The organism is Propioniciclava sp. MC1683, assembly GCF_014164675.1.
Classification (GTDB): domain Bacteria; phylum Actinomycetota; class Actinomycetes; order Propionibacteriales; family Propionibacteriaceae; genus Propioniciclava.
Genome location: NZ_JACJFX010000004.1, coordinates 1 through 20,537, shown reverse-complemented (window position 1 = coordinate 20,537; position 20,537 = coordinate 1). Strand labels below are relative to the sequence as shown.

Below are 20,537 nucleotides of genomic sequence, written 5' to 3'. Positions count from 1 at the left end.
CAATGGCGGCCATGCACGCATGGTTCGACATCTCCGCCGGGGTCGCCGGTGACATGGTCCTCGGGGCGCTGGTCGACGCGGGCGCCGACGTCGGCGCCCTGCAGGCCGCCCTGGACGCCGTGGTGCCCGGGGCGGTGCGCCTCGACACCGAGGAGGTGACCCGCGGGGGGCAGCGGGCGACCAAGGCCCGCGTCCGCGTGCTGGTCGACGACCCGCCCCACCGCACGTGGGCGAGCATCCGCGCGATGCTGGCCGAGGCCGACCTCGCCGACGAGACCCGCGCCCGGGCACTGGCCGCCTTCGGCCGCCTCGCTGAGGCCGAGGGCCGGACCCACGGCGTCGACCCCGACACGGTGCACTTCCACGAGGTCGGGGCGCTGGACTCCATCGCCGACGTCGTCGGCGCCTGCGAGGCCCTGCGGCTGCTCGGGGTGACCTCGGTCTCCGCGTCCGCCGTGCGCGTCGGGTCCGGCCGGGTGCGGGCGGCCCACGGCGACATCCCGGTGCCGGTGCCCGCCGTCGCCGAGCTCGTCCTCGGCTGGCAGGTGCACCCCACGCCCGAGCGCGCGGGCGCCCACCACCACGACCACGACGACCACCACGGGCACGGGCACCCCCATGACCACCTGCACGAGCACCCTCACGACCATCACCACCACACCCACGACACCCCGGCCGCGGTGACGACGCCCGGCAGTGTCGGCGAGCTGGCCACGCCGACCGGCATGGCGCTGGTGCGCGCCCTGGCCGGCGACCGCTGCGAGGCGTTGCCCGGCCTGACCGTGCGCGGGCTCGGCGTGGGCGCCGGCGGCAAGGACACGGTGGGCTGGCCCAACGTCGTCCGCGTCGTTCTGGGCGAGACCGCCGCCGACCGCCCGGCGACCGGGCTGGCCGAGCTGCGCGCCAACGTCGACGACCTCGACCCGCGGCTGTGGCCGGGCGTGCTCGACACGCTGCTGGCCGCCGGCGCGGCCGACGCGTGGCTGGTGCCCATCCAGATGAAGAAGGGACGCCCCGCGTTCACCCTGCATGCCCTCGCCGACGCCGACCACCACGACGCGGTCACCGACGCGATCCTGACCCGCACCTCGACCCTCGGCGTCCGCTGGACGCCGGTGACCCGCACCGTCCTGGACCGCTCCTGGACCACCGTCGACGTCGACGGACAGGCGGTCCGGGTCAAGGTCGGCTCGCGCGACGGGGTCGTCCTGCACGCCACCCCGGAGTTCGCCGACGTGGCGGCCGCCGCGCTGGCGTTGGGGCGTCCGGAGGCCGACGTGTTGGGTCGCGCCCAGGCCGCGGCCGCGGCGTCCGGGATCGTGCCGGGTGCCTGCAACGCCTGAACGGCCGCCGATGCGCCGGTAGGGTGACGGCAGCGGAAGGAGCGCGGGTGGCGACACAGCACAGTGAGGAGGCGGGCCGGTGGTCCGGCTTGGCCGGTGAGCCGCTCGCGGACGCGCTCGCCGTGGCGAGCCGCCTGCCGGGGTCCGGCCGCCTCGGGGTGGCCTACTCCGGCGGCGTGGACTCCGCCGTGCTCCTCGCCGTCGCGGTGCGCGCGCTGGGCGCCGACCGGGCCCTCGGCCTGCTGGCGGTGTCCGACTCCCTGGCCCGCGACGAGCTCGCCGGCGCCCGTGCCACGGCGCAGGAGATCGGCGCCGCGGTGGTCGAGTTCTCGACCCACGAGGGCGACAACCCGGCCTACCGCCGCAACGACGTCGACCGGTGCTTCCACTGCAAGGACGAGATGTTCACCGTCATCGACTCCCGGCTCGTCGCCGAACACGGGCTCGCGGCGGTGGCCTACGGCGAGAACGCCGACGATGCCGCCCGCATCGACCGGCCCGGCGCCCGCGCTGCCACCGAGCACGCCGTGCTGCGGCCGCTCGCCGACGCCGGCCTGACCAAGCGCCGCGTGCGCGCCCTGGCCCGCGCGCTGGGACTGTCGGTCGCCGACAAGCCCGCCGCCCCCTGCCTCGCCAGCCGGATCCCGCACGGGCAGGAGGTCACCCCCGCCAAGCTCAAGCAGGTCGAGGCCGGCGAGGAGGCGCTGCGTGACCTCGGGTTCACCGACTCCCGCGTCCGCCACCACTGCGACATCGCCCGCCTCGAGGTGCCCGCCGCCGAGCTCGCCCTGTTCGCCGACGCCGAGCGCCGCGACGCCGTGCTGGCCCGCCTGCGCGCGGCCGGGTTCGCCTACGTGACGGTCGACCTGGCCGGGCTGCAGTCGGGCGCGTTCACGCTGCAGGTGCTGCGCCGTGGCTGACGACGACATCGCCGACCTCGACCTCGACCGCGGGCAGCGCCGGGGCGGGTTCCCCGAGGCCGTCTACTGCGAGGGCAAGTCGGTCGACCAGTGCCGCGAGATCGCGCGCCGTGTCGGCGAGCGCCCCGACGTGGTCACGATCTTCACCCGCGCCGACGCCGAACGCGCCGCCGCGGTCCGCGCAGCGCTGCCGGACGCCCACCACGACCCGGTCGCCCGGGTCCTGGTCTGGCCGCCGCGCCTGCCCGAGCCGACCGGGGACCTCGTCGTCGTCGCGTGCGCGGGCACCTCCGACCTGCCCGTGGCCCGCGAGGCGCTGCTCACCGCCCGCCACCTCGGACGCCGTGCCGAGCTGGTCGTCGACGTCGGCATCGCCGGGGTGCACCGCACCCTGGACAAGCTCGACCTGTTCCGCTCAGCGGGCGCCATCGTCGTGGTCGCCGGCATGGACGGCGCACTGCCCGGCCTCATCGCCGGCCTCGTCGCGTGCCCGGTCGTGGCGGTGCCGACCTCGGTCGGCTACGGGGCGGCCTTCGGCGGCATCGCCCCGCTGCTCACGATGCTCAACGCCTGCGCCCCCGGCGTGGGCGTGGTGAACATCGACAACGGCTACGGCGGCGGCCACCTCGCCGCCCAGATCGCGGCGCCCCGCGGCTGAGGGCTGTCAGCGCGCGACGTGCTGCATCGTGCGCAGGCCCCGCTCGAGGTGCCAGGCCACGAACGCGGCGATCAGCCCGGACGCCTGCCGTTGCGTCGGCTCGTCGGCCGCGCGCGTGGCCGGCCAGTCCCCGCTGATCAGCGCGGACAGGAGCGCCAGCGTGGCGGGCCGCACCTGCGGCGTCCCGGGTGGGCGGCAGCGCGGGCAGACCAGGCCGCCGGAGGCGGGGGAGAAGGCCTCGTGCGGGCCCACCTCGCCGCACGAGGCGCACGCGTCCAGGCTCGGCGCGAAGCCGGCGGTGGCGACGGCGCGCAGGAGGTAGGAGTCCATGACCATCGTGGCCGGACGCGGCCCGTCGCTGGTGCCGCCCACCAGCGCGTTGAGGGCGCCGGTCAGGAGCTGGAACTGGGGGAGCGCCGGCTCGTTCTCGATGCTCACCAGGCGGTCGGCGGTCTCGAGCATGACCTGCCCGACCGTGTAGCGCGGGTAGTCGGTGCACAGCGGCTCGGACCACGCGTGCAGCGTCACGGCCTCGGTGATCACGTCGAGCGTGCGGCCGGTCGCGAACTGGAGGTCGACGTGGCTGAACGGCTCGAGCCGGGCGCCCCACTTGCTGGAGGTGCGTCGGACGCCGCGGGCGACGGCGCGAACCTTGCCGTGGCGGCGGGAGAGCACGGTGATGATGCGGTCGGCCTCGCCCAGCTTGTGGGTGCGCAGGACCACGCCCTCGTCGCGGTAGGTGGGCATCGGGGCTCCCGGCTCAGGCGGCGCAGTCGGGGCAGACGCCGTGGAGCTCGATGGAGTGGTCGACGTCGCTGAAGCCGTGCTGGCGGGCGAGGGCGTCGATGAGCTCCTCGACGCCGGCGAACGCGATCTCGACCGTGCGGCCGCAGGAGCGGCAGATCAGGTGGTGGTGGTGTGCGTGGGTGGCGGTGCCGCACGCCCGGTAGGACGCCTGACCGTCGGGCAGCCGCACCACGTCGACCTCGCCCGCCTCGGCCATCGCCTGCAGGTTGCGGTAGACGGTGGCCAGGCCGACTGAGTGGCCCTGGTGGCGCAGGAGGTCGTGGATGTCCTGCGCGGTGCGGAACTCCTCGATCTCGAACATCACCTCGGCGATGGTGGCGCGCTGCCGCGTCCGCCGCTGGGGTGTGGTGGTCAATGCTCGGCCCTCCTCGTCCGGCCCAGACTACCCGTCGGCGGTTAGGCTGGGCCGCATGCTGGCCTTCAGTCGCTTCCGCGTCGCACCCGAGGCCGAGGCGTCCTTCGTGGAGCGCGCCGAGGCCGCCGTCGCCTTCTTCGAGTTCCGCCCCGGCAACATCTCGGCCACCCTGGTGCGCAACCTCGACGAGCCCGACCTGTGGGCCATCCAGACGACGTGGGAGAACGTCGGCTCCTACCGCCGGGCCTACAACGGATACGAGGCCAAGATGGTGCTGGTCACCCTGATGAGCGAGGCCCTCGACGAGCCGTCGGCCTACCTCGACCCGGCCGAGGTCGGCGACAACCTGCCGCGCGGGGAGTGACCCGCCCGGGCTGAGCCCGCTGCCCCCCGTGGGGGTGGTCCCGTGCCGGATCCTCCGGCGTAGCGTGGCCGCCGTGAAGCTCCTGACGAGGCGATTCGCCGCCCTGTGCGTCGCCGCAGCCGTCCTGCTGGCCAGCTGTGCGACGATCCCGGCCGACCCCGACGGCACCCTCGACCGGGTCCGCGCCGACGGCGTGCTGCGGGCCGGGGCGTCCCCCGGCGGTGGGCTGGTACGGGTCGACGGCGACCGCGTGACCGGCCCCGAGGCCGACCTGGTCGCCGACTTCGCCGCGTCGCTCGGTGCCGAGGTCTCGTGGCGCGTGGGCGGCGAGGAGGAGCTGGTCGCCGCCATGGAGCGCGGCGAGCTCGACGTGCTCGCTGGCGGGCTGACCGCCAAGTCGCCCTGGGCGGACAAGGTGGCCCTGACCCGGCCCCACGCGACCTCGGAGTTCGACGGCGGGAAGGTCGAGCACGTGCTCGCCGTGCCGCTGGGGGAGAACGCGCTGCTGTCGTCGTGCCCAGCGCCCCGGTCGAGCTGGCCGACCTCGAGGCGCTCGTCGACACGATCCAGGGCCTGGACTGGAAGCTCAACGACGTCGTGGTCGTCCCGGTCTCGCGGCTCCCGGACGCCGTGCGGGCCACTCCGGCGGCCGGATAGGGTGGCCCAGCACATGGAGGATGCCGGCCGGGCATCCCCAGCCGACAAGGAGGCACCGGGTCACATGGCCAACAAGCTCGACAACGTCATCAGCCTCACGAAGCGCCGTGGCTTCGTGTACCCCTGCGGGGAGATCTACGGCGGCACCCGGGCGGCCTGGGACTACGGTCCCTACGGCGTCGAGCTCAAGGAGAACATCAAGCGCCAGTGGTGGAAGAACGTCGTCCAGGGCCGCGCTGACGTCGTGGGCCTCGACAGCTCCATCATCCTGCCCAAGCAGGTCTGGGTGGCCTCCGGCCACGTCGGCGTCTTCTCCGACCCGCTGACCGAGTGCCTGAGCTGCCACAAGCGGTTCCGCGCCGACCAGCTCGAGGAGGCCTTCGAGTTCAAGAAGGGCCGCGCCCCCGAGGGCCTGAACGAGATCAACTGCCCCGAGTGCGGCAACCTGGGCCAGTTCACCGAGCCGCGCGACTTCAACATGATGCTGAAGACCTACCTCGGCGTCATCGAGGACGAGTCGGGCCTGCACTACCTGCGCCCCGAGACCGCGCAGGGCATCTTCGTGAACTTCGGCAACGTCGTGCAGACCTCGCGCATGAAGGTGCCGTTCGGCATCGGCCAGGTCGGCAAGAGCTTCCGCAACGAGATCACGCCCGGCAACTTCATCTTCCGCACCCGCGAGTTCGAGCAGATGGAGGTCGAGTTCTTCGTCGAGCCCGGCACCGACGAGCAGTGGCACCAGGACTGGATCGACGCCCGCATGGGCTGGTACACCGACCTCGGCATCAAGCCGGAGAACCTGCGCCTCTACGAGCACCCCGCCGAGAAGCTGTCCCACTACTCCAAGCGCACGGTCGACATCGAGTACAACTTCGGCTTCACCGGCGGTGACGGCTGGGGCGAGCTCGAGGGCATTGCGAACCGCACCGACTTCGACCTCGGCACCCACTCCCAGCACTCGGGCGAGGACCTGTCGTACTTCGACCAGGCCAAGGGCGAGCGCTACACCCCGTACGTGATCGAGCCGTCGGCCGGCCTCACCCGCTCGGTGATGGCGTTCCTCGTCGAGGCCTACGCCGAGGACGAGGCGCCCAACGCCAAGGGCGGCGTCGACACCCGCACCGTGCTCAAGCTCGACCCGCGCCTGTCGCCGGTCAAGGTGGCCGTGCTGCCGCTGTCGCGCAACGAGCAGCTGTCGCCGAAGGCCCGCGACCTGGCCGCCGAGCTGCGCAAGCACTGGAACGTCGAGTTCGACGACGCCCAGGCCATCGGCCGCCGCTACCGCCGCCAGGACGAGATCGGCACGCCCTACTGCGTGACCGTCGACTTCGACACCCTCGACGACCAGGCCGTCACCATCCGCGAGCGCGACACCATGGCGCAGGAGCGGGTGGCCCTCGACCAGGTCGCCTCGTGGCTCGGGGCGCGCCTGCTCGGCTGCTGATGTGCCTAGGCTGGCCCCATGACCGCACTCATCCACCTGCGTGCGGGCGGGGTCAGCCTCGTCCTCGACTCCAGCGACGGGCGTCTGCCCGCGGTGCTCCACTGGGGCGCCGACCTCGGTGAGCTGGACGCCGAGGGCTTGAGTTTCCTCGCCGCCGCCACCGCGCCGACGGTCCTGCCCAGCAGCCCGGACGTGCCGGTGCGGGTGTCGCTCGTGCCCGAGGCGTCCACCGGTTGGCTGGGGCGGCCGGGCCTGACCGGCTCGCGTGCCGGTCGGGATTGGTCGCCGCGCTGGGTCGTCACCGCCGTCGAGCGGATGGGGGACGCCGTCACGTACTCGTCGTCCGACGACGCGTGTGGGCTGGAGCTCTCGGTGGAGGTCGAGCTGACGCCGCAGGGGCTGGTGCGTACCCGCGCGTCGGTGACCAACACCGCGGACGACGACTACGACGTCGCCGAGCTGCTGGTCGTGCTGCCCGTGCCGCGCCGCGCCCGCGAGCTCCTCGACCTGGCCGGCGGCTGGGGCTCCGAGCGCCACCCCCAACGCACCCCGCTCGTGGTGGGCCAGCACCGCCGCGAGGGTCGCGCCGGTCGCACCGGCTTCGACGCACCCACGGTCCTGCACGTCGGGGTGCCCGGGTTCGGGTTCCGCTCCGGCGAGGTGTGGGGCGTCCACGTCGCGTGGAGCGGCAACCACGTGCACACCGCCGAGCGCACGGCGTCCGGCGTGCAGGTGCTGGGCGGCGGCGAACTGCTGCTGCCGGGCGAGGGCCGGCTGGCGCCCGGGCAGACCTACGCCGGCCCGTGGGTGTACGGGAGTTGGGGCGAGGGGCTGGACGCCGTGGCGCACCGCTTCCACCGTTGGCTGCGAGCTCGGCCGACCCACCCGGGCGTCGAGCGCCCGGTGACCCTGAACGTGTGGGAGGCGGTCCACTTCGGCCACTCCCTCGACCGGCTGCAGCACCTCGCCGACCTGGCCGCACAGGTGGGCATCGAGCGGTTCGTGCTGGACGACGGCTGGTTCGGGGCCCGGCGCGACGACACCCGCGGGCTGGGGGACTGGGTGGTCAGCCCCGAGGTCTGGCCCGACGGGCTCGGACCGCTGGTCGACCACGTCCGCGGGCTCGGCATGCAGTTCGGGCTCTGGGTCGAGCCCGAGATGGTGAACATGGACTCCGACGTGGCCCGCGCCCACCCCGACTGGGTGATGCAGCCCGGCCACGGCCGGCTGCCGGTCGAGGCACGGCACCAGCAGGTGCTGAACCTGACGATCCCCGAGGCGTACGAGCACGTGCGCGACCAGCTCCTGGCCGTGCTGCGCGACCACGACATCGCCTACCTGAAGTGGGACCACAACCGCGACCTCGTGGACGCCGGCGGCCCGGACGGTGCGTCCGCCGTGCACGAGCAGACCCTCGCCGCGTACCGGCTCATGGACGAGCTCAGGGCCGCCCAGCAGGGGCTCGAGATCGAGTCGTGCTCGTCGGGTGGCGGGCGCATCGACCTCGAGGTGCTGCAGCGCACCGACCGGGTATGGACATCCGACGTGATCGACCCGCACGAGCGCCAGCGGATGCTGCGCTGGACCGGACAGTTGCTGCCTCCCGACCTGCTCGGCTCGCACATCGCGTCGGGGCAGTCCCAGACCACGGGCCGCGTGCACGACCTGACGTTCCGCGCGTCCACGGCGGTGTTCGGGCACCTCGGGGTCGAGTGGGACCTGGCCGAGGCCTCGGCGTCCGAGCTCGCCGAGCTGGGCGCATGGATCGCGTGGTGGAAGGACGCCCGTTCGACGCTGCTCGCCGGCGACCTCGTGCGGGTCGACTCGCCCGACGCCGACGTGTGGGTGCACGGGGTGGTCACGCCCCAGCGGGGCATCTTCTCGATCGGGTCGGGGGCGTCGGGCCCGGTGTCGAACCTCGGTGACGTCGCACTCCCGGGCCTGGTCGCGGACGCCGTGTGGGACGTGCGCCCGGTCATCCCGGCCGCGCCGCCGCTCCTGTTCGGCCTGCCGGCCTGGTTCGGCGGCGTCCGGCTGACCGGTCGGGTGCTCGCCGAGGTGGGCCTGCGGTTCCCCGTCATGCCGCCCGACCAGGTGCTGCTCGTGGAGGCGGTGCGGGTCGGGTGAGCGCGACCACGACGGTGGAGAACGAGGTGGTCGTCCCGGCCGGGGTGGCCGCGGTCTGGGCCCGCGTCGTCGACCCGGACGGCATCAACCACGAGCTGCGGCCGTGGCTGACGATGACCATGCCGCGGGGGACCACGGGGCTGGCGATCGACTCGGTGCCGTTGGGGCGTCCCCTCGGACGTGCCTGGCTCCGCCTGTTCGGGATCGTCCCGTTCGACTTCGACCGGCTCGTCGTGGTCGAGGTCCAACCGGGCCGGCGCTTCCTCGAACGGTCGTCGATGCTGAGCATGCGCCTGTGGGAGCACGAGCGGACGTTGGCGCCCGTTGCCGGAGGGACGAGGGTCCACGACCGGGTGACGTTCCGGCCGCGGCTGCCGGTCCCGAGCTGGCCTGGCCGGCCGAGAACCCCGCGGGGGTGTGGCAGGAGAACACCATCGTCCACGGTGACCACCGCGGGCACCGCCTGGGGCAACGGGTGAAGGCTGCGAACCTGACCGCGCTGTTGGCCGAGAACCCCCACGCCCGACGGGTGCACACGTGGAACGCCAACGAGAACCGCTGGATGCTCGCCATCAACGACGCGCTCGGATTCGCGCCCATCGGCCTCGAGGGCCTGTGGCAGAAGAAGGTGTGACCCCGCCGGGTCTGTCCCAGCCTCAGGGGGTCGGAGGCACGTGCAGGATCACACCCTCCCGGGTGTCCTCGACCAACGTGCCCTCGGGGTGCTCGGCCACCATCCGCAGGATCATCCAGTCCCCGATGCACCCCGACAGGTGGAACGCGGCCGGCAGCACGAGGTAGGGGCCCCACGGGAGGGTGAACACCAGGACGGCCAGCAGCGCGTTGACGACGAACGTGGGCATCATCGCCACCCACCAGAACTGCCGCCGCGTGTACCTGAAACCGGGCGATGTGGCGTACGCGTAGGGGACCGTGCCCTGCATCATCCCGACCCCGAACTGCGGCCGGGCGCCGTAGCGGGCCATCACCAACCCGTGGACGGCCTCGTGCACCACCAACGCCGCCAGCGTCCCGGCGACGAGCAGGCCCGCGAACGGCACGAGGTTGCCGAGGCTCGCGAAGGGGTCGTGCAGCAGCGCCGGCCGGATCGCCAGCGCTGCGAACACCAGCCCGCCGACCGCGAACCAGACCAGGCTGCGCCGGGCCATCTGCTCGGTGTCGAACTGCTCCATGGTCCACTCGACGGTCGTCCACTCGGCCGCGGGGTCGGTCATGCGGGGGAGCCTATGCCGACCACCCCCAGGTCTCGCCGTCCGACGCGCGCACGACGACGCGCGGGGTGGGCTCGAGCTCGAGTCGCACGTCGACCCGATCGTCGCCGTGCGTCACCGCGTACTCGATCCAGGCGTTCTCCTTGGCGACCACCGCCAGGTGCCCGCGGGAGAGCCACGCGTGCCGACGGCGGAAGCCGATCAGGTCCCGGTACACCGTCTCCAGCCACGCACCGGTCGGCAGCAGGTCGGCCGGCGTCGCGGGCAGCGGCGGGCGGACGGCGTCGTCGGCGTAGAGGCCCGTGCCGCGCACGCCGGTGAAGCCCTGCTCGTCGCCGTAGTACACGCTCGGCATGCCGGGCACGGTGAAGAGCACGGACGCCGCGAGCGCGGCCCCGTCGCCCCCCACCAGGGACGCGATCCGGTCGACGTCGTGGTTGCCGACGAACGTGTTCAGCACGTGGTTCGCCGAGAAGGAGCGGTGGCGCTCCAGGGCATGGGCCAGCTCCCAGCAGTTGATGTCCTTGATCGAGCTCCAGGTCGCCTTCCACAGCTCGTAGGCGGTGACGGAGTCGAAGGTGGCGGCCTCCGCGATCGCGCCGTAGTCGCCGTGGATGACCTCGCCGAGGAAGAGCGCGTCCGGGAACTCGCGCCGCACCCGCGCGATCACCTCGCGCCAGAACTCCGGCGCCACGGCGTAGGCCACGTCCAGCCGCCAGCCGGCGATGCCGCGGCGCAGCCAGTGAAGCATGATCCCGGTGATCCAGTCAGCCACGTCGGCGCGGGTGTGGTCGAGCTCGACGAGGTTGTCGTGGCCCTCCCACGTGTACAGGTAGCCGTTCGAGCGGCGCAGCATGGGGGAGTCCTCGCCCACCAGCCCGTGCTGGGTGCTGACGTGGTTGAACACCCCGTCGAGCATGAGCGACAGGCCCCGCTCGCGGCACGCCGCGACGAGCGCGTCGAAGTCGCCGTCGTCGCCGAGCCGGGGGTCGATGGAGTAGTGGTCCAGCGTGTCGTAGCCGTGCGACACCGACGTGAAGATCGGACCGAGCAGCAGGCCCGAGCAGCCCAGCCCGACCGCGTGGTCGAGCCACGGCTCCAGGGCGCCCAGGCGGTGCACCACCTCCGCGCCGCGCTCGTGGACGGGCGCGCCCAGGGCACCGAGGGGGTAGACGTGGTACCAGATGGCGTGGTCGTCGAGGCTCATCGCATCTCCTGTTGACTGACGATCAATAACGTTGTTGAGAGTAGCTCAATAACCGGTACGCTGGCAAACATGACGGCAACACGACCCGCGCCGCGCAGGCGCCTCGGCCCCGAGGAGCGCCGCGCCGCCATCCTCGCGGCAGCACGCGCGGCGTTCGCCACGGCGTCCTACGGCGAGGTCGGGGTGCCCGAGGTTGCGCGGCAGGCCGGGGGATCGCCGGCCATCGTCTTCCACTACTTCGGCTCCAAGGAGTGCCTCTACGCCGCGGTCCTCGAGGCCGACCTGGCCCACCTCGCCGACCGCCAGCGGGCGGCGGACGAGGCGCTGCCGGCCAACACCTCGGCCCGCGACCGGGTCCGCACCTGGGTGCTCGCCCGGCTCGACCACGTCGCCGCGCACGCCCGCGGCAGCCTGGCCCGGGAGGAGCCGGCCGCAGCCGCCGGCGTCCGGGACCGTGCGCGCGAGGCCGACCTGGCCTTCCTCACCGAGGTGCTGCAGCCCACCGACGCCGCGCGCGACCGGTTCTCCCTGCTCGGCTTCCTCGGCTTCCTGGACGCCGCGGGTGCGGCCTGGGCGTCCGACGGCTGCCCCGAGGACGACCGGCACCCGCTCGCCGAGGCCGCCCTCGGCGCCCTGCAGGGGGCGCTGGGCGACTGGCGCCGCTGATCGGCGTAAGCTTGGCCGACGTGCCTGACGTCGTCCCCGAGCCGCTCCGCTTCACCGCCCCCTCCGGGGGATCGGTCGAGGTGGCGACCCCGGTGGTCCTGGCCCCGATGGCCGGCATCACGAACCCGGCCTACCGCCAGCTGTGCCTGGAGCAGGGCGCGGGCCTGTACGTCTGCGAGATGATCACCAGCCGCGGCATCGTCGAGCGCATCCCCAAGACCTTCGGGATGCTGCAGTTCGCCCCCGGCGAGACGGTGCGCTCGGTGCAGCTCTACGGCGTGGACGCCGACATCATGGCCCGCGCCGCGCACATCCTGTGCGAGGAGTTCGGCGTCCACCACATCGACCTCAACCTCGGCTGCCCCGTGCCGAAGGTGACCCGCCGCGGCGGCGGGGGAGCCCTGCCGTGGAAGACCGACCGCCTCGAGTCCATCCTGCGCGCGACGGTGAAGGCGGCTGACGCCCACGGGGTCCCGGTCACGGTCAAGACCCGCATGGGCATCGACGACGACCACCTCACCTACCTCGATGCCGGCCGCATCGCCCAGGACGCGGGCGTCGCCGCGATCGCCCTGCACGCCCGCACGGTGCAGCAGGCCTACGCGGGCGAGGCCCGCTGGGAGCACATCGCCACCCTCGTCGACGCCGTCGACATCCCCGTCCTCGGCAACGGCGACATCTGGGAGGGCGCGGACGCCCTCCGCATGGTCGAGCAGACCGGCGCTGCGGGCGTGGTGATCGGCCGCGGCTGCCTGGGGCGTCCGTGGCTGTTCCGCGACCTGGCCGACGCCTTCGCCGGACGCCCCGTCCAGCCCTACCCGACGCTCGGCGAGGTGACCGCCATGCTGCGCCGGCACGCGGTGCTGCTGGCCGAGCTGCACGGAGAGCGCTGGGGGCTCACCGACCTGCGCAAGCACATGGCCTGGTACTTCAAGGGGTTCCCGATCGGGGGCGACCTGCGCCGCGCCTTCGCGACGGTCTCGAGCCTGGCCGAGCTCGACGAGAACATCGCCCAGCTCGACCCGACGGCCACCTACCCCGAGCACGAGCTCGGCACGCCGCGGGGCCGTCAGGGGACGCCGCGGGCCCACGTCACCCTGCCGTACGGGTGGCTGGACAGCCGCGAACTCGGCGACGAGGACCTCTCCGCCGCCGAGTCCGACGTCTCGGGGGGCTGACCCTCGGGCCAGCCCGTCGGGGTCAGCCCGCCAGTACCGAGGCGGCCGGCCACATGCCGACCATCATCGCGATGACGCCGATGATGGGGGCGAGGGTGCCGAGGATGATGCCCCAGATCCCCAAGGTGCGCCCGCGGCGGCGGGAGACGGCGATGATGCTGACGATCCAGCCCACGATGCCGGCGAGCGTCCCGAAGGTGATCGCGGTGAACGGGCCCTGGAGCTGCTGGCCGAAGGCGATCAGCATCGGGTCGTTGGGGTCGGGGTTCTGCATCGAGTCGATGCCGTAGTCGAGCATGAACTGCCCCATCCCCGCGCCGACGAGGTAGCCGGCGATCGCGACGACGAGGGTGCAGATCGCGACGACCGCCAGGCCCATGAGGCCGAGCGTCTTGCTCTGCGGGGGCTCGGGCTCGCTCGGCCACTGGGGCTGGTACTCGGCGGGCTGGTACTGCTGGCCGTAGGGCTGCGCCGGGTACTGCTGGCCGTAGCCACCCTGCTGCCCGTACTGCTGCTGGCCGTACGGCTGCTGCGGGGGCTGCCCGTACTGCTGCTGGGGCTGCCCGTACTGCTGCTGGGCGTAGGGCTGCTCGTAGGCCTGCTGGCCGTACTGCGGCGCCTGGTACTGCTGTTGGGCCTGCTCATGGCCGTAGGCCGGCGGCGCGTAGCCGCCCTGGGCCTGCGGGGGCTGCTGGTCGTAGCGGGGGGCCTCGTAGGCCTGCTGCCCGTAGGCGGTCGACCCGGTGGACCCGTACTGGGGCGGGTTGTAGGTGGCGTCGGACGCCGACTCGGGCGCCTGGGGCACCGACTGCTCGGGGGTGTCCGGATCCGTCTCGCGGCGCTGGGGGTCGGGGGTGGGGTACTGGTCGCTCATCGTCCGTCCTCGTGTCGGTGGTGGTCCCATCTTACGAAGGACGCGAAGATGAACCCATGACGGACGCGCTGAACCCCCGCACGGTCGCCTGGGCCCGCACCATGGCGGGCCACGCCGACGGCGACGTGGTCCGGGCCCACCGCGACTCGTCCGCCCGCCTCGACCTGCCCGCCCCGATCGGCCGCGAGGCCCGGGAGGAAACCCAGCGTAGGTTGTGGCGTCCGGAGGCCACGTTCGCGTCGGGGGCCGGCAACCGGGCGATCGAGGAGGAGCCCGACATCGAGCGCACCTGCTTCGAGCGCGACCGCGACCGGATCGTGCACTCGACCGCGTTCCGCCGGCTGGCCGGCAAGACCCAGGTCGTGGTCTACCCGACCGACCACCAGCGCACCCGGCTCACCCACGCCATCGAGGTCGCGCAGGTCGCCACGTCGCTGGCCCGCGGCATCGGCGTCAACGTCACGCTCGCCGACGCGATGGCGCTCGGCCACGACTGCGGGCACGGCCCGGGCGGGCACGCGTCGGAGGACGCCTTCGACGCCTTCATCCCCGGCGGCTACGACCACGGCCCGTGGGGCGCCGACGTCGTGCTCACGCCCCTGAACCTGTGTGTGGAGACGCTCGACGGCATCCGCAACCACTCGTGGTCGCGGCCGGCGCCGATGACGATCGAGGGCGAGCTGGTCAGTTGGGCCGACCGCATCGCCTACTGCGCCCACGACCTCGAGGACGCCGTGCACGCCGGGATCGTCTCCCTCGACGACCTCCCCGCCGAGGTCGCGGAGGTCGCCGGCCGGACCCGGCGCGAGCAGCTGGCCACCTTCATCCGGTCGATCATCGGCACGGTCGCCGAGACCGGCATCGTCGGCATGGACGCCGACGTCGCCGCCGCCCTCGCCGCGCTGCGGAAGTTCAACTACGAGCAGATCTACACCCGCCCCGAGTCGGTCGCGCAGAGCAACGCGGTGATCGAGGTGCTGCGGGGCCTGGTCGAGTACTACTGCGAGCACCCCCGCTCGATGCCCGGCGACTACCACGCCGGCGCCGAGGACGACCTCGTGCGCACCGCCGTCACCTACGTCGGCGGCATGACCGACCGGTTCGCGTTCGACATGGCCGAGCAGCTCCTCGGCTGGGATCCCGACCGCCTGCCCCAGGGCATCGGCCGCGGCGTCTGACCCACCCCAGGGTCACGGGTGCAGGACGGGGACCAGGTCGGCCGGGACGATGCGGGCCCGTCGCACCAGCTCGCCGAAGACGCCCACCGTGCAGGCCTGCCCGGCCATGATGCCGATGAGCACCAGCACCTGGGCCGCGCCCGCCTGGAGTGGGGAGCCGCCGCCGAGCAGCACGCCGATGAAAGCGCCGGGGAGGGTGACCAGGCCAACGGTCCGGGTCTGGTCGATGTTGGGGATGAGCGCCTCGCCGAGCACGCGGTCGGCGACCAGTCCGATGGCCGGGCGGCGTTCGAAGCCGAGCGACAGGGCGGCCTCGTAGGACGCCCTGTTGTCGCGCAGTTCCGCGAACGTGCGGCGCCCGGCCAGCGTGTGCGCGGTCATCATGTTGCCGGCGACGATCCCGCCCAGGGCGACGATGGTGATGCCGTTGAACGGCGCGGCCCCGGTGAGGAACACGATGAGCAGCACCGGCAGTACCCCGGCGGCCATCGCGAGCGCGGTCCACGGCCAGCGGTCCCGGACGCCCACCCGCCCGGTCGTCGTCCACACGCCGATGGCGAACATGACCAGCGCGAAGGCCAGCCCGCCCCACCAGGTCTGCACGGCCACGGTCACCACACCGGCGATCAGCGCGAGCTGCACCACAGCGCGCAGGGCCGCGACCACCTGCTCCCGGGCCAGCGGACGGGCCCGGCCCTGGGCGTCCGGGGCCCCGAGCCGGCCCAGCCGGGCCGCCACGACGCCGAGCGCCACCAACAGCACGAGAGCGACGGCCAGGCCCCACCCGATGGTCACGGTCATGCGCCTCACCCTACGCCCGAGCCCGGGCGCGGCCCGCGCGGCTAGACTGCGCGCCATGGCCGGCCTGATCCACCCCGAGGACCTCGAGACGGTCCGCGAGAGGAGCCGGATCGACGACATCGTCAGCTCGTTCGTGATGCTCAGGCCCGCCGGGGGCGGCGCGCTGGTGGGGCTGTGCCCATTCCACGACGAGAAGACCCCCAGCTTCCGGGTGACGCCCAGCAAGGGCTTCTACTACTGCTTCGGTTGCGGCGAGGGCGGCGACGTCATCAAGTTCGTCCAGCAGGTCAACAACATGGGCTTCACCGAGGCGGTGGAGTTCCTGGCCGACCGGTGCGGGATCCAGCTGCGCTACACCGAGGGCGACGGCGGTCCGCGGCACGAGCCCGGCCTGCGCATGCGCATCCTGGAGGCCAACCAGGCCGCCGCCGAGTTCTTCGCGGCCCAGCTGACCAGCCCCGACGCGCTGGCCGGGCGCGTGTTCCTCGACCAGCGCGGCTTCACCCGTGAGCACGCCGAGCACTTCGGGATCGGCTACGCCCCGCGCGGCGGCCGCGACCTGCTCAACCACCTGACGGCGAAGAAGTTCACTCGTGACGACCTGGTCAAGGCCGGCCTCGTGCGCGAGCAGGGCTGGGACTTCTTCCAGGGCCGCCTGCTGTGGCCGATCCGCGACGCCGGTCGATCGACGCTCGGCTTCGGCGCGCGCAAGCTGTACGAGGACGACCGGATGCCGGCCAAGTACCTCAACACCCCCGAGACGCCGGTCTACAAGAAGTCGCACGTGCTCTACGGCCTCGACCTGGCCCGCAAGAACATCGGCAAGAAGAACCAGGCCGTCGTCGTCGAGGGCTACACCGACGTCATGGCCTGCCACATTGCCGGCGTCGACACCGCCGTCGCCTCCTGCGGCACCGCGTTCGGCCCCGACCACAGTCGGATGATCGCCCGCCTGATGACCTCCGACGCCCTCGCAGGCGAGGTCGTGTTCACCTTCGACGGGGACGCCGCCGGGCAAGCCGCCGCGCTCAAGGTCTTCTCGTCGGACTCCACCTTCTCGTCGCAGACCTACGTCGCCATCGAGCCCACCGGGATGGACCCCTGCGACCTGCGCATCCAGTCCGGGGACGCCGCCGTGCGCGAGCTCGTCGCCCGCCGGGTGCCGCTGTACCGGTACGTGATGAAGAACACGCTGGGCCAGTTCGACCTCGACCGGGCCGAGGGACGCCTCGGCGCCGTCCGCGCCGCCGCCCCCCTCGTGGCGTCGGTGCGCGACCGGTCGCTGGTCTCGGAGTACCTGCGCGAGCTCGCCGGCATGGTCGGCATGGACACCGACACCGTCCGCGCCGAGGTGCAGCGGGTCAACAACCGCAAGGTTGCGCCCGAGCCGGAGCGCCACCCGCGGCAGGAGGCCACGGCCGAGCCCGCGGCGTCCGGGCAGGTGGCGATGATGCTGCTGCCCGACGCGGGGGACCGACGGCTGGCCACCGAGCGCGGCCTGCTCAAGCTGGTGGTGCAGCACCCGAGCCTGTTCCCCGATGACTGGGGCGGCGTGGTCGCCGACGACTTCCAGCACCCCAGCTACCGGCACGTCTTCGAGGTGGCCGCGGCCGCCGACCGCAGCCAGACGGGCTTCGCGCAGGCGATCGTGGACGCCATGCCCGACCCGGTGGGGGAGCAGCTCGTCGTCGCCCTCTCGGTCGAGCCGTTGCTGGCCGAGCCGTCGGGCGCCTACGCCCGCGAGTACGCCGCGCGCCTGCGCCTGGCCCGCGTGGTGCGGGACATCAACGACCTCAAGTCGCGCATGCAGCGCACCAACCCCGTCGAGGAGCAGGCCGCTTACAACCGGATGTTCGCGCGCCTCCTCGAGCTCGAGACCCAGCGCCGCACCCTCGAGCAGCACGCGGTCGGCTCGTAGGCAAGGGCTCCGGACAATCGTTGTTGTCCGGATGTTGCAGGCGGAACAACTCCCGGGGGGTCTTGCGGGTACCCCTCGCCCACGAGGCTCGGGTGCATGCCAGACAGCACCCCCACCGTCGTCGCCGACCTCGACACCCCGCCCACCCACGCCACCGAGAACGATCGCCTGCTGCGCCTCATCGAGGCCGGGACGATCGCCGAGGCCGCCCGACGCGGCTGGTTCGTGGGCGCACCCGCCGCAACTGCAGCCGAGCTCGACGCCATGGCCGCGGACGGCCGGCGCGCCCGCACCCGGCTCGCCGAGGTCAACGCGCCGCTGGTCACCTGGGTGGCGCGGCCCATCGCCCGCTCCACCGGCCACGACCTGGACGAGCTGGTGCAGGAGGGGGCGATCGGGCTCCTCGAAGCGATCGACCGCTTCGACCCCACCCGGTCGCGGTTCGCGACCTACGCCGTCCCGCGCATCCGCATGCGGGTGTGGGACGCCGCGGTCACCTCGCTCGGCAGCCTCGGCATGTCGCCGCGGCGGGCCCGCGAGTGGCGGCGAGCTCGGGCCGCCTCGGCCCGGCTCACCATGACGCTGGCGCGGCGACCACTCGCCGAGGAGGTCGCCGGCGAGCTGGGGGAGAGCGTCTCGGTGGTCCGGACGCTGCTTGCCTTCGCGCCGCCCGTCACCCTCGCCCCGGACGCCGCGGGCTGGCGCCTGCTGGCCGCCGAGGCCGAGCCCGAGGCGTCCGACGGGGTGGACCGGGCCGCCGTGAGACGGCTGCTGCGGCGGCTCGACGACACCGACCGGTGGATCGTCAGCCAGCTCTACGGCCTGGACGGGCCCGCGCGGTCGCACGCCGAGGTGGCCGGAGATCTGGGCCGCAGCCCGTCGACGGTCCGGCGGCGGGAGCGGCAGGCGCTCGAGCTGCTCCGGGCCGGGACGGACGACCTGCTCGCTGCGTGAGCCGGGCACAATGGGGGCCGTGAAACTCTTCTCGCGCACTGCCCTGCCCGACGACCTGGCGGCCAAGGTGTCCGGGTTCCTCGGACGCCGGCCCCGCATTCTGGCCTGGGGCCGCACCGAGAACGGAGCCGTCGTCGCCCTCCACGACCGGCTGGTCCACGTCGTCGGTGACGATGTCGCCGAGCTCGGCTGGCACGACATCCTGCGCGGGGGCTGGGACGGCGAGAGCAAGACCATGCGCTGGGTGCAGATGTCGACCGGCGAGACGACCCGCGTCCCGCTGGTCGAGCCAGGCTCGTTCCCCGAGGTGTTCAAGGAGCGCGTCGAAGCGACCTTCCTGTTCCAGACGGCGATCCACCCCCGGCCCGGCAAGACGATCACCATCAGCGCCCGGCGCAACCTCATGGACGAGGGCGCCCGCGTGCTGTGGACGGCCCACCCGGCCGCCGGGGTGAAGATGGACGAGGAGACCGTCGCCTTCACCGAAGCCGAGCTCGGTCGACTGCGCGCTGAGTACGCCTTCTGAGGCTGCCTGCGCCCCGGGCCTGCGGGGGAGGGCGGCCAACTTTGCGATCCCCAGCACGGCTGGTAGTGTTCCTTCTCGCGCACAGCGGTCCCCTGTAGCTCAATTGGCAGAGCATCTGACTGTTAATCAGAGGGTTACTGGTTCGAGTCCAGTCGGGGGAGCCAAACACCCTAGTGAAACCACTACTGGGTTGGCTTCACAAATTCCTCTATTGCCCAAAGTACCCACGTTGGTACCCACGTGGTGTTTTCGGCGACACCGATGACCCTTTGTGGGACAGGGGTGGACCCTTGTCGCATTGAACCGCCCCGGGTCTCGTGGTCTGATTCCGCGAGAGGAGGCAGACCATGCCAGCACCAAGGAAGTACCCCGAGGAGTTGCGGGCCCGTGCTATGCGGCTTGTGGCTGAGGCCCGTGAGCAGGACTCGGCGTTGTCGTTGAACGCGGCGGTGAAGCGGATCGGGTCGAGGATCGGGGTGAATCCCGACACCCTGCGGGGATGGGTCAAGCAGGCCGACATCGACGCGGGGAAGCGGCCCGGGATGACCAGTGATCCCGGGTTCCGCAGTTGGTGGGCAGATGAATCGCCTGAATTGGCGGGTTGACTAGGTCGAACGCGTGGTTTGGGTGCGTGGGGTCGTGTGCCCACGCGTCCGCAGGTCACCAGAAGCGCCGTTTTGCCTTGTCAGGCTGGGGTGAGGGTAGTCACGGTGGGGGGCGGGGTGACCTTGCAGGCGGCAAGAATGCCGCTTTGGGTGGTGTTGAGCGGGGTGACGTGGACCACGCTGCCGGCACTCCCGGTGAGGGTGACCGCGTGGACGCGGCCGAGTTCGATCGCGATCCGTCGCCGCGTCTGTCCGGTGGACCGTTCGGCCACGCGGATCAGCAGGAGGGCGAGCCAGCACAGCAGGACGTGGGCGCGGATCCGTGGTTCCAGGTGGTGGTGGACCGGGCGTAGCTCCAGGGTGGACTTCAGGTCGCGGAAGCCGCGTTCGGCCTCGAGCAGGTTCTTGTAGCCCAGGGCGATGTCTTCGGCGCTCAGGTCGGGGTCGGAGGTCGACAGCAGGTACTTGCCGTCGAGGCGTTCCTCCGCGGTGACCTTGGCCCGGTCGATGACCAGCCGACCCGAGGGTTGTTGCTTCACCCAGCGGCCGTAGGCGGGATGGTCCCGCAGGGCACACTCGGCCTTCACATGCGCCGGCTCCACAGACCGCCCGTCCGCCTTCCTTGACGTCTTGGCTGCAGTCCTGGTCGACGCCTTCGCTGGCGTCTTGGTGGCTCGGTCGCGTAGCGTCTTGATCCGGTCGAGTTCGGCACGGATGTGGTCC

21 protein-coding genes, 1 tRNA gene and 1 pseudogene are annotated in these 20,537 nt (G+C 72.7%); 16 read left to right on the top strand and 7 right to left on the bottom strand.

Annotated features, from left to right (window positions below; genetic code table 11):
• Positions 1 to 11 precede the first annotated feature (11 nt).
• From H5397_RS03430 to larB, 3 genes are read left to right on the top strand one after another with little or no spacing between them, the layout of a single operon-like run.
• Entirely contained in the window at positions 12 to 1,343 is a 1,332-nt protein-coding gene (locus H5397_RS03430; protein ID WP_182814916.1) for a LarC family nickel insertion protein, read from the top strand.
• 47 nt (positions 1,344 to 1,390) lie between these two features.
• Complete coding sequence (gene larE / locus H5397_RS03425) at positions 1,391 to 2,263, top strand: ATP-dependent sacrificial sulfur transferase LarE (protein WP_309224264.1); 873 nt, start codon at positions 1,391 to 1,393, stop codon at positions 2,261 to 2,263.
• Positions 2,256 to 2,921, top strand: a complete 666-nt coding sequence (larB, locus tag H5397_RS03420; RefSeq protein ID WP_182814915.1) for a nickel pincer cofactor biosynthesis protein LarB — start codon at positions 2,256 to 2,258, stop codon at positions 2,919 to 2,921. The genes larE and larB overlap by 8 nt, the downstream gene beginning before the upstream one ends.
• Before the next feature lie 6 nt (positions 2,922 to 2,927).
• Here larB and recO read toward each other — a convergent pair whose 3' ends face one another.
• Positions 2,928 to 3,668, bottom strand: a complete 741-nt coding sequence (gene recO, locus H5397_RS03415; RefSeq protein WP_182814914.1) for a DNA repair protein RecO — start codon at positions 3,666 to 3,668, stop codon at positions 2,928 to 2,930.
• A 13-nt stretch (positions 3,669 to 3,681) separates the two neighbouring features.
• Positions 3,682 to 4,083: a Fur family transcriptional regulator gene (locus tag H5397_RS03410; RefSeq protein ID WP_220491958.1), complete on the bottom strand. Its 402-nt coding sequence runs from the start codon at positions 4,081 to 4,083 to the stop codon at positions 3,682 to 3,684.
• Positions 4,084 to 4,138: 55 nt separating this feature from the next.
• On the opposite strand from H5397_RS03410, the gene H5397_RS03405 reads away from it, so the two are divergent.
• From H5397_RS03405 to H5397_RS03385, 5 genes are all read left to right on the top strand, one after another.
• Positions 4,139 to 4,447, top strand: coding sequence for an antibiotic biosynthesis monooxygenase (locus H5397_RS03405; protein WP_182814913.1), 309 nt, complete (start codon positions 4,139 to 4,141; stop codon positions 4,445 to 4,447).
• Between the two features lie 721 nt (positions 4,448 to 5,168).
• A complete protein-coding gene (locus tag H5397_RS03400; protein WP_182815026.1) occupies positions 5,169 to 6,548 on the top strand; it encodes a glycine--tRNA ligase in 1,380 nt (459 codons plus the stop codon).
• An 18-nt stretch (positions 6,549 to 6,566) separates the two neighbouring features.
• The gene (locus tag H5397_RS03395; RefSeq protein ID WP_182814912.1) at positions 6,567 to 8,675 is read left to right on the top strand and encodes an alpha-galactosidase; all 2,109 of its coding nucleotides are present in this window, start codon (positions 6,567 to 6,569) and stop codon (positions 8,673 to 8,675) included.
• On the top strand, positions 8,672 to 9,154 hold the full coding sequence (locus tag H5397_RS03390) for a hypothetical protein (protein ID WP_182814911.1): 483 nt from the start codon (positions 8,672 to 8,674) through the stop codon (positions 9,152 to 9,154). The genes H5397_RS03395 and H5397_RS03390 overlap by 4 nt, the downstream gene beginning before the upstream one ends.
• Positions 9,151 to 9,309, top strand: coding sequence for a hypothetical protein (locus H5397_RS03385; RefSeq protein WP_182814910.1), 159 nt, complete (start codon positions 9,151 to 9,153; stop codon positions 9,307 to 9,309). Before H5397_RS03390 ends, H5397_RS03385 begins: the two co-directional genes overlap by 4 nt.
• Positions 9,310 to 9,331: 22 nt before the next feature.
• Here the strand turns inward: H5397_RS03385 and H5397_RS03380 are convergent, their stop codons facing one another.
• Both H5397_RS03380 and H5397_RS03375 read right to left on the bottom strand, forming a co-directional pair.
• Positions 9,332 to 9,910: a DUF3267 domain-containing protein gene (locus H5397_RS03380; protein WP_182814909.1), complete on the bottom strand. Its 579-nt coding sequence runs from the start codon at positions 9,908 to 9,910 to the stop codon at positions 9,332 to 9,334.
• Positions 9,911 to 9,920: 10 nt separating this feature from the next.
• The gene (locus tag H5397_RS03375; protein ID WP_182814908.1) at positions 9,921 to 11,114 is read right to left on the bottom strand and encodes an alpha-amylase family glycosyl hydrolase; all 1,194 of its coding nucleotides are present in this window, start codon (positions 11,112 to 11,114) and stop codon (positions 9,921 to 9,923) included.
• A gap of 69 nt (positions 11,115 to 11,183) precedes the next feature.
• Here H5397_RS03375 and H5397_RS03370 point away from each other — a divergent pair, with 69 nt between their 5' ends.
• A complete protein-coding gene (locus H5397_RS03370) occupies positions 11,184 to 11,780 on the top strand; it encodes a TetR/AcrR family transcriptional regulator (protein ID WP_182814907.1) in 597 nt (198 codons plus the stop codon).
• A 20-nt stretch (positions 11,781 to 11,800) separates the two neighbouring features.
• Positions 11,801 to 12,958: a tRNA dihydrouridine synthase DusB gene (dusB, locus tag H5397_RS03365; RefSeq protein ID WP_260519445.1), complete on the top strand. Its 1,158-nt coding sequence runs from the start codon at positions 11,801 to 11,803 to the stop codon at positions 12,956 to 12,958.
• Positions 12,959 to 12,980: 22 nt separating this feature from the next.
• On the opposite strand, the gene H5397_RS03360 is transcribed toward dusB, so the two are convergent.
• On the bottom strand, positions 12,981 to 13,832 hold the full coding sequence (locus H5397_RS03360) for a hypothetical protein (RefSeq protein WP_182814906.1): 852 nt from the start codon (positions 13,830 to 13,832) through the stop codon (positions 12,981 to 12,983).
• Positions 13,833 to 13,933: 101 nt separating this feature from the next.
• On the opposite strand from H5397_RS03360, the gene H5397_RS03355 reads away from it, so the two are divergent.
• Positions 13,934 to 15,010, top strand: coding sequence for an HD domain-containing protein (locus H5397_RS03355; RefSeq protein ID WP_182815024.1), 1,077 nt, complete (start codon positions 13,934 to 13,936; stop codon positions 15,008 to 15,010).
• Between the two features lie 12 nt (positions 15,011 to 15,022).
• Here H5397_RS03355 and H5397_RS03350 read toward each other — a convergent pair whose 3' ends face one another.
• Positions 15,023 to 15,811 (bottom strand): ABC transporter permease, encoded by a 789-nt coding sequence (locus H5397_RS03350; RefSeq protein WP_182814905.1) that lies wholly within the window; start codon positions 15,809 to 15,811, stop codon positions 15,023 to 15,025.
• 55 nt (positions 15,812 to 15,866) lie between these two features.
• Here H5397_RS03350 and dnaG point away from each other — a divergent pair, with 55 nt between their 5' ends.
• From dnaG to H5397_RS19050, 5 genes are all read left to right on the top strand, one after another.
• Positions 15,867 to 17,729, top strand: coding sequence for a DNA primase (gene dnaG / locus H5397_RS03345; RefSeq protein WP_182814904.1), 1,863 nt, complete (start codon positions 15,867 to 15,869; stop codon positions 17,727 to 17,729).
• 96 nt (positions 17,730 to 17,825) lie between these two features.
• Positions 17,826 to 18,683 carry a sigma-70 family RNA polymerase sigma factor gene (locus tag H5397_RS03340; protein WP_182814903.1) on the top strand — a complete coding sequence of 286 codons (858 nt, stop codon included), beginning with the start codon at positions 17,826 to 17,828 and terminating at the stop codon, positions 18,681 to 18,683.
• Positions 18,684 to 18,702: 19 nt separating this feature from the next.
• Positions 18,703 to 19,209, top strand: a complete 507-nt coding sequence (locus H5397_RS03335) for a hypothetical protein (RefSeq protein ID WP_182814902.1) — start codon at positions 18,703 to 18,705, stop codon at positions 19,207 to 19,209.
• A gap of 88 nt (positions 19,210 to 19,297) precedes the next feature.
• Positions 19,298 to 19,373: transfer RNA gene (locus H5397_RS03330), tRNA-Asn, on the top strand.
• A 183-nt stretch (positions 19,374 to 19,556) separates the two neighbouring features.
• On the top strand, positions 19,557 to 19,814 hold the full coding sequence (locus H5397_RS19050; RefSeq protein WP_182814901.1) for a transposase: 258 nt from the start codon (positions 19,557 to 19,559) through the stop codon (positions 19,812 to 19,814).
• A gap of 80 nt (positions 19,815 to 19,894) precedes the next feature.
• Here H5397_RS19050 and H5397_RS03320 read toward each other — a convergent pair.
• Positions 19,895 to 20,537 (bottom strand): annotated as a pseudogene (locus H5397_RS03320) (hypothetical protein); the annotation flags it as partial.